This is a genomic window from Moorena sp. SIO4G3, from assembly GCF_010692305.1.
Lineage (GTDB): Bacteria > Cyanobacteriota > Cyanobacteriia > Cyanobacteriales > Coleofasciculaceae > Moorena > Moorena producens_A.
Genome location: NZ_JAAHIG010000399.1, coordinates 1 through 7743, shown reverse-complemented (window position 1 = coordinate 7743; position 7743 = coordinate 1). Strand labels below are relative to the sequence as shown.

Below are 7743 nucleotides of genomic sequence, written 5' to 3'. Positions count from 1 at the left end.
CCATTAGGAAGCAATTTATATATGGATTGAAACTGAGGTCGAAATCTTTCCTTATCTCCGTATGGAGCTAATCCCATAACTTTGTATTCATCAAATAGTGAATACCCAAGTAACTCTACACCAGCTAAATAAAGAAATCCAAGAGAGGCTTCTATAGGAAAGGTTTTAAGTGTCTTTAATTGCTGATTTTGCCCACTCATAATTGTGATGGACTCATTTTCTCCATTTCCATCAACAACCATAATTAGTGATTGGTCAAAGCCTGAATGGAAAAATGTTGAATAAGCATGAGCTTGATGGTGGATCACATATCTCAATTTTTCCGGAGGAAATTTATAATCGAACTCCTTCTCTAAAAGCTCTATTATTAGTTGTCGTGAATATTTTAGAGGAACAGTTTGATACTTTATATATTCACTGTTGAGCATTCGATCAATAGAATATTCATTGATATAGAAGCCAATATAATCAATATCAGACAGTTTAACTTGATATTCCTCTAAGCAATAATGAATGCTTCTGGCACTAAATTTATTAGTATGCTTGATTCTGTTGAGCCGTTCTTCTTCTACTGCTGCTACAACTTTTCCATTATCTATTAAGACAGCAGCAGAATCATGATAAAACCAGTTGGGTAGGTTAGGAATAAAGTCTCGATCATTCTCTGAGAAACAACCACTTAATCCAAGAATTAACATTTGATATTTTCCTTCTAACTGCTAAAGTGAGAGAATCTTTATTGAAACTTATGAATATCTTGATTGATTTTTCGTTAATGGGACGAATTTTTGATAAATATAAGTCTTTCGAGCCATATTGTCAAAAAGTGGGACCCTGCCGTTAATAATCTTAGCATCAATGACACATAAATGATCATAAATACATCCTGCGTTATATCAGCAATAAAAATACTGACAAAAGTCTAGCTTGATTTTTAAGCGCTGATTTTCCATAGTCTTTTTAACGGATAAATTGGTCTTAAGGAATAGCCTTCCTGCCTTGCTTGCTCAAACAAATTCTGACTGTAGCTCAGGTCAAGAAGAAAAATATTGGTGTATTCCAGAGGTAGTTCCAGTGAGTGCCCCTCATGCATGGAAAGTAGATGAGTTTTTGAGTCTAGCTGATGACTTAACACTAAAGCTGCTCCCAAATTAATAATATTGTCGTCAATTATGAGTAAAGGGCTATCAAATTGATTGATAGCTTTAGAGATTTCGTGACTTGTGTGGCTGGGTTCATTGAGCCACCAGCTATCATTTCTCATAATACTCACATCAGAGATGATGCTAGCTATCAGTAAACTGCTTGCAATCAGTATTCCCATCCGTTGTTGCCAAAGCTGATCGGAGAAAATATGCAAGGTTATAACAGAGGCAAAAACAAGCTGCAACCCAACATAGAATGGCAAATGGTATCGAAAAACACTTGAAATGACACCTCCGAAAATCAGGTCATACAGCAGAAATAATATGGTACAGAAGAACCCTAGCAAGCTAATGAACAAAAGCCCTTTTCTTGAGGAAATCTCTTGAAATAAGAAATATACAACATAGGTTAGCAAAAACAGACTAAATGCTGTTGCTGCTATATATAGAGTAGGGCTGTCAACGGTTCCAAAGTCAATCCAAGGGGTGTCATTAGCCAAATTAACATCAAAGAAAACTGCCCGGGTACGATTGAAAAATGAAAGGATTAGAGAGAATGGGTTATCAAATTTAGAAGATAACCAGGATGTTTGTGTAACTGCTGTGTCAACATTGCCAATTAACACAAGCAACCAAGGCAGAAATAGGATGGAGGCAACTAGGGTTCCACACAGATAGCTGAGAGCAGTTTTGGTGAGGCGAAAGCTTTGCTTAATCGCCACGTAAGTCCCGTGGGCGATCGCAACCAAAGCAGTCAACAAGTGCGTATAAAACCCCAGGCATAATATTAGAGAGTAGACAGACCAACTCCAGAACGTTTCTCGCCGAATCGCCCACAGCAGTGCTGCACTTGACAGGATGCATATCAATGTCCATAGGCTGTATTGACGTGCTTCTTCCGCAAATAAGATATGTAAAGGGGAGACGGCTACCAACGATATCCCAACATACCCGACTAGGGAGGAGCCAAATAGCTCTAGACAGAGCCAGTAAAAAGCAGGAATTATTAATAGGCTAAAGATGGCAGATAAAATCCTAACCTCCGATGGAGAATCACCGAAAATCTGCGCCCATAGCCTAACTAGGACATAGTAAAACGGGGGATGATGCGGATCAGACTCTATCAAGTAACGTACTGTGTTGTCAATACCTCGATCTGGATTAATATATTGGTACTGATCTAGAGTAGAAAAAGAAGTGACCTGCTCATTGACAATCTCTTGTTTCAATTCAGCCAGTGTATGGCCAGAAATCCCCATAGATGTGAAGGTCTCGTCATGCCAATAAATTTTATTTTCTAGGTGATAAAAGCGGAAAAAGATACCAAGTACAATCAAGAAAATAGCCAAGATTTTCAAGCAATTAGGAGGGCGTTGTGTCCCGGGCAGATGTGTCTGAACCACTGCTTCCTTATCCATTTCTCTCCCCTAGCCCAGTTTTTCGCAATCGCACTAATGTTTCTGAAATTAACTTAGCAGCTAGCTGATGCCCTGCAACATTCCAATGAGAATCAAGGTTAAAATACAACTTTGCCTCGCCACTCTTCTCCCTAAATGCTTTGGTTAAATCGACACAGGGAACCTTTTTCTCTTGAGCTAACTGACAGAGTTGCTGATAACCAACTTCCTCATTTCTCAGATAATTTCTCATATAGTCAATTCTTCTTGGAAATAACTGAGCATATTCTTCTATATAAGTCGATTCTTTTGTGGGAATACAGAATATCAGGAGATCAATTTGGTTCTCTTGAGTGATATCAATAATCTGAGAAAGGGCATTTTCAACTTGAATACGATCGGCAGACCCTAAATAGTCTCGGCTTGTGCCTACCAGTTGATAGGTCATGTATCTTTGATTATGTAGGATCAAACCGTTTCTAGCTTCTTTTGCTGTAAACAGCATTTTCAGCAAGTTTAATAACCCTTTCTTGATGATAAACTTGTATATCAATGATTTTTGATACCAGTCTAAAGTCTCATATTCAGCTGCACCTAATATTTGATAGGTTTTTTTCATCTCTTCAAGAGGCTTTACCGCTTCTAAGTCATTTGCGTACAAACATAAGATGACAGTTTTTGGTTTGTACTTAGATACCCACTCCTTAAACAAAACCTGATATTGTTCAAAGCCATAACCTGGTATTCCCAAAGTAATAGTAGGGTGGTTCAACTCTGATTCCAGGATTCCATAGAAAGTTTTCTCTCTATCTATACCCCAGCCCCAAGTGAAGGAGTCCCCAACAAAGTACAAGTTAGAGTCAGCATAATCTCTACCGAGATTGCGGAAGCCATTATTATCTGTGTTAATGACAGCATCTTTTGCCTCGTATGACCAGTAATAATTAAAATTGCTCAGGTTAGGTTGAGGAATATACCCAAGTTTATCATTAGGTTGTAAAAATTCGTAAAAGTATTTGTGGGTAATCTCAAAATAATCGTTGATAGTGAATCCTGTAGTAATAGCAAAAGTTTCTAGTATCAAAATTGCCGTAACAATACCCCCTAGGATGAGCAGTAAATTGCCAATCCAAGACATGGGCTTTGTATTTGATTGGGTCATCTTACTTTTAAGAATTAGAACAAAGTATAAATGAACGGAGCGATCGCTGAGTACTCAGCAAAGACAATTAAGGCTCCGAGCGAAACTAAGGTAAAAACTAGAGGAATAAGCCAATACTTCTGACGCTCTTTGAGGAAATTTCCAAAGTCTTTGATAAAATCCAGCATATTTTTTTATCGAATAAAGTTTATAGAAATGACAATTTTTAAACTATACGAGGTTTACTTCTATGTCTAAAATGGGTTCTCCATACTTTCTTTAGTTCTAATTCGACTCTCGAGGCGATAAGTTGACAACTCCAGATCAAAGCAATTTACCATTGAGTTTTTGGTAAATGCCTGTCTCATGAGTCCCATTGGTACAACTATAAGATAGAAGACAATACTCAGAAGGATTCGTGTTTGGATCCAGCCCAGAATATGTCCAACTTTCATCCAGCTCCGGTAAACAATATTCAAAGTTGCAGGTGCAACGATTGCCCAAACCCACAGGATTGTAGCAATAATCCACGGCCATCGCGATAACTCATGATGACGTACTATTGGCAGTAAGCAACCGAATAAAATAGATATAATAGCGCCACCAACAATCCCGAACTTTCGTAGCTCTTTTTGATCAATGCCATCCATTTGATTCATGGTCATGATTTTTGATTTGAACTTTAACCTTGAATACCAATGCCATAAACTTCAAAAACTTTCCGGGTTGCTTGCTCAAGAATCTGCCAAATCTCCTCTATCCAATCTGCGTGCTCTGGCTTCATCAAGCAGGAACGCAAACAGGTAACATGGTCTTGATCCCAGTCAACGTCTTGCCACACTTCTTCCAAGAGTTCCTTGGGTAAATCAGCCAGGGCAAGATGAAGATCAAGATCAGCTGCTTCTTTAAAGATAGCCTGGGAGAGTTGTGATATTTTGCTGGCACTTTCAGCAGATGGAGACCAAACTAGAATATCCAATTGCGGAGCAAATGTAACCCTGTATTGAGAGGCCTGTTGAACTTTTTCATAGAGCATCAGAGCTGCTTGACGAGAACGGCTTAAATCAGCAGCAAACTCTCCTCCTGGGGTTAAAGGAAGGAGACGCTGGGTTGCCCATAGTGCAACAGCCGATGCACCAGGTCTGGAACACTCTAAGCTAATTTCACCCAGATGGAGTTCTGAAGAACTAAAGTAGGTGTAAGGAGAATCGTGCTTATAAAGTGTTCCAATAGATGGATCGTGAAAGAGGATGCAGCCACATCCATAGGGTTGGAGTCCATGCTTGTGGGGATCGAGGGCAATAGAATCAACCTGTTGTAGACAGTCAAAAACTGATCTAGTCTCGGCATCAAGATTTTCTGCTAGGGTAAAATACCCACCATAAGCGGCATCAGCGTGAACACGAAAATTATATTGAGTTTGAAGTTCAAGAATTTCAGGCAGAGGATCGACTGAACCTGTTGCAGTAGTACCAATAGTAGCAACAACAGTCCCAACTTCCCCTTTTTCAAGGATAGCCTTGAGGGCATCAACATCCATTCGTGCCCTATGATCACAAGGTACTTCTTGGAAAGGAAGTCTCAACACTCCACAGATTCTTTGATGAGTATAGTGTGCTTGCTGAGAAGCAACAATTGTGCGATTTTTCTGAAGATTTCCAGCCACCCACAAGGCTTCCAAATTAGCCATTGTTCCGCCACTACAGAGGTGACTTAAATAAGTTTGCCACCCAAACATATTCGCGATTTCACCTACTGCTTCTTTCTCCATCATTGAACTTGCCGGACCAGCATCAAGAGCATGATTATTCGGATTGATCCACAGTGCCAGTGTGTAGGCCAAGCGAGCAATTGGATGGGGAGGCTTAAGCATTTGGCCTGCATAGAGGGGGTGAGGATAAGGGTAGTTATCCTTCATCCGTTCCGCCACTTCTAAAAGCACTCTTCGCAAGGCAATTTGGTCCGGTAATGGCTCAAATCTTCTTCTTGGCAATTTTTGGAATCCAGTGTCCAATTCCTCCAAAGCTTCTTGCAATACTTTTAGGCTACTTTTTTCCAAAACCATTCTTTTGGGCAGAATATACTGAGTCTGAGATCTTCTGATTTATTATTCTCACTTCCTTTAAGCTTTTGTCAACATGACTTTAAAAAAGTTAATATTTTTTTTTAAAAAAAAAATATGCTATAATAGGATATTTACTTAAAATTAAGTACAGGTTAAACGCAAGAAAAATTATGCCTCAGATAAGTTACACTGTAGGGGAATCGAAGCTTTTAAAACCTTAAGAGCTGATTTATAAACTCGCTGTAATCCTTGTAGGATAAGGCTTGCGCTAAACTAGAACGCTTGAACTACTTAATGCCAAAATACAATCATAGCAAGGCTTTCAGGCTTCTTAATATTTAATTTACAAATTAGCTCTAAGCATATACCTTGGATCCATACTGGCTCGTTTGACTTTTTGACGAGTACTGCGTTTATAACTCGTTTCAAGATTGGGCGTTGCTGATTTTGGGTATGGTTGTGCCGAATTTTGAGGCGCGCACCTATAGCGAATTAAATTCGCCTACGGAAAGCGCACCGGGGGGATGACAAAACTCTCAAAGTCCCCCAGAATTGTGGGACCAACGGGGGCTTTAACATGCACCAGATGATCGCCCATTCATTCCTTGATTCAGCAAACCCGGATTTTTGTCATTTTGTCAAGGAGTTCATTTGTTCTAAAAAATTAACCTGCTCCCGTAAGTGATTAATTAGTTAATTATTTTTGTCAGTCAACCAGCCCAGGTGCTGTTAATTTTGGGAGAGGGTTGACAAACTCTAAAGTCTTCTAATACCATGAATGCTGTTTGCGAATACGTAAGCTTCAGCCATCACCGATCAGCTTATGGTTTAGGTCACAGCGTCGTTCGCACAGCGTGGCCAAAGGCCAAAGCCTGTGCCAGTCTACTTGAGGTGCTTTTGAATAAAATAAGTTGACCCCTGAATGCTTAAGCGAATAAAATCTTGGTGGCAACAACTGCTTACCAATATGCCTATTATTTAATATTATTTAATAATAGGTATATCGCTTGAGTTTCGTTCTAACTAGGATCCTCCCAAGACGAGATTGGTAGTACAATTCGTTGGCTAGGAACCACAGCTTACAAAAAAAAAGGTTTGGGAGATTAGCCGCTAGATTTTAACAAAATCTAGACAACTTGATAACCATGCTAGGTGAAAGTTCAGCCCTTGTGGAATCGGAGTCACAGCCTTACCCCTATTCAGAGGAATTAACAAACCTATGGGTAAAGCGGGTTTGGACAATTTAGAACTAGTAGCCCGATGTAGTTTTAGTAACAGGCAAGGACTCATGGGTACACAATAAAGATAGGTTAAATCCTCGTTATAGTCGAGTGGCGCAATGAGCTGAATCGCAACAAACAAAATGTTAACAGGATGATCAGGAAAAAAGCTTTACCCCCCTTTTCTGATTCCCCTAATATCCCAGGGCTATTTCATTCTAATAATTCTGTGTAGGTGCTTAATATCAAATCAAAGTGTCCAAAAGGGCAAAACCCACCCGTCGGGTATGGATTCCTAAACCTGGCCGGTCATAAAAACGCCCATTAGGTATACCTACCATGTACGACCGATCATTGCAGGCACTAACCAAACAAGCTCTTGAGCCTGAATGGGAAGCAAAATTTTAACCTAACTCATACGGGTTCAGAACAGCTCCTAAAAGCTCATAGTGGGACTTTGAAATTCTCTAGCTCAAAAAGGTGCTGAAAAGCGGTTCAGGTAAGGTAAAGAGGTCGATGACCTAAAAAGTGCTGGAAGCACAAGTATCCCTGGATTTATACTGATTCGACCTAAAACTATTTTACCGTATAGGTTTTAAGCCTTTTTTGAATCTGTTGTTGTATAAGTAGCGATAGGTGACCAGATTAAGCTCTCTGAAATCTAGGTTATTTGAATAGCTATGTGATAGGCAGATTTTATCAAGTGTTAATCTAGCGTTTATCGCAGTTATGAGGTACATTATTCTTTGACATTGATTCCCTGTATTGATTGATA

General features: G+C 39.5%; 6 protein-coding genes and 1 pseudogene. 1 reads left to right on the top strand and 6 read right to left on the bottom strand.

What is annotated here, in order from left to right:
• The 6 genes from F6J99_RS37900 to F6J99_RS37875 form a co-directional block, all read right to left on the bottom strand.
• On the bottom strand, nt 1–698 hold a 698-nt coding region (locus tag F6J99_RS37900; RefSeq protein WP_293121044.1), incomplete at its 3' end, for a carbamoyltransferase N-terminal domain-containing protein.
• Between the two features lie 236 nt (nt 699–934).
• On the bottom strand, nt 935–2494 hold the full coding sequence (locus F6J99_RS37895) for a glycosyltransferase family 39 protein (protein WP_293121042.1): 1560 nt from the start codon (nt 2492–2494) through the stop codon (nt 935–937).
• Nucleotides 2495–2555: 61 nt separating this feature from the next.
• Nucleotides 2556–3704 (bottom strand): GDSL-type esterase/lipase family protein, encoded by a 1149-nt coding sequence (locus tag F6J99_RS37890; RefSeq protein ID WP_293121040.1) that lies wholly within the window; start codon nt 3702–3704, stop codon nt 2556–2558.
• 14 nt (nt 3705–3718) lie between these two features.
• On the bottom strand, nt 3719–3871 hold the full coding sequence (locus tag F6J99_RS37885; protein WP_293121038.1) for a DUF5989 family protein: 153 nt from the start codon (nt 3869–3871) through the stop codon (nt 3719–3721).
• A gap of 66 nt (nt 3872–3937) precedes the next feature.
• Nucleotides 3938–4348 carry an SxtJ family membrane protein gene (locus tag F6J99_RS37880; RefSeq protein WP_293121036.1) on the bottom strand — a complete coding sequence of 137 codons (411 nt, stop codon included), beginning with the start codon at nt 4346–4348 and terminating at the stop codon, nt 3938–3940.
• A 17-nt stretch (nt 4349–4365) separates the two neighbouring features.
• Nucleotides 4366–5748: an aminotransferase class I/II-fold pyridoxal phosphate-dependent enzyme gene (locus tag F6J99_RS37875; RefSeq protein WP_293121034.1), complete on the bottom strand. Its 1383-nt coding sequence runs from the start codon at nt 5746–5748 to the stop codon at nt 4366–4368.
• A gap of 1455 nt (nt 5749–7203) precedes the next feature.
• On the opposite strand from F6J99_RS37875, the pseudogene F6J99_RS37870 reads away from it, so the two are divergent.
• Nucleotides 7204–7373 (top strand): annotated as a pseudogene (locus F6J99_RS37870) (group II intron reverse transcriptase/maturase); the annotation flags it as partial.
• Between the last annotated feature and the right edge of the window lie 370 nt (nt 7374–7743).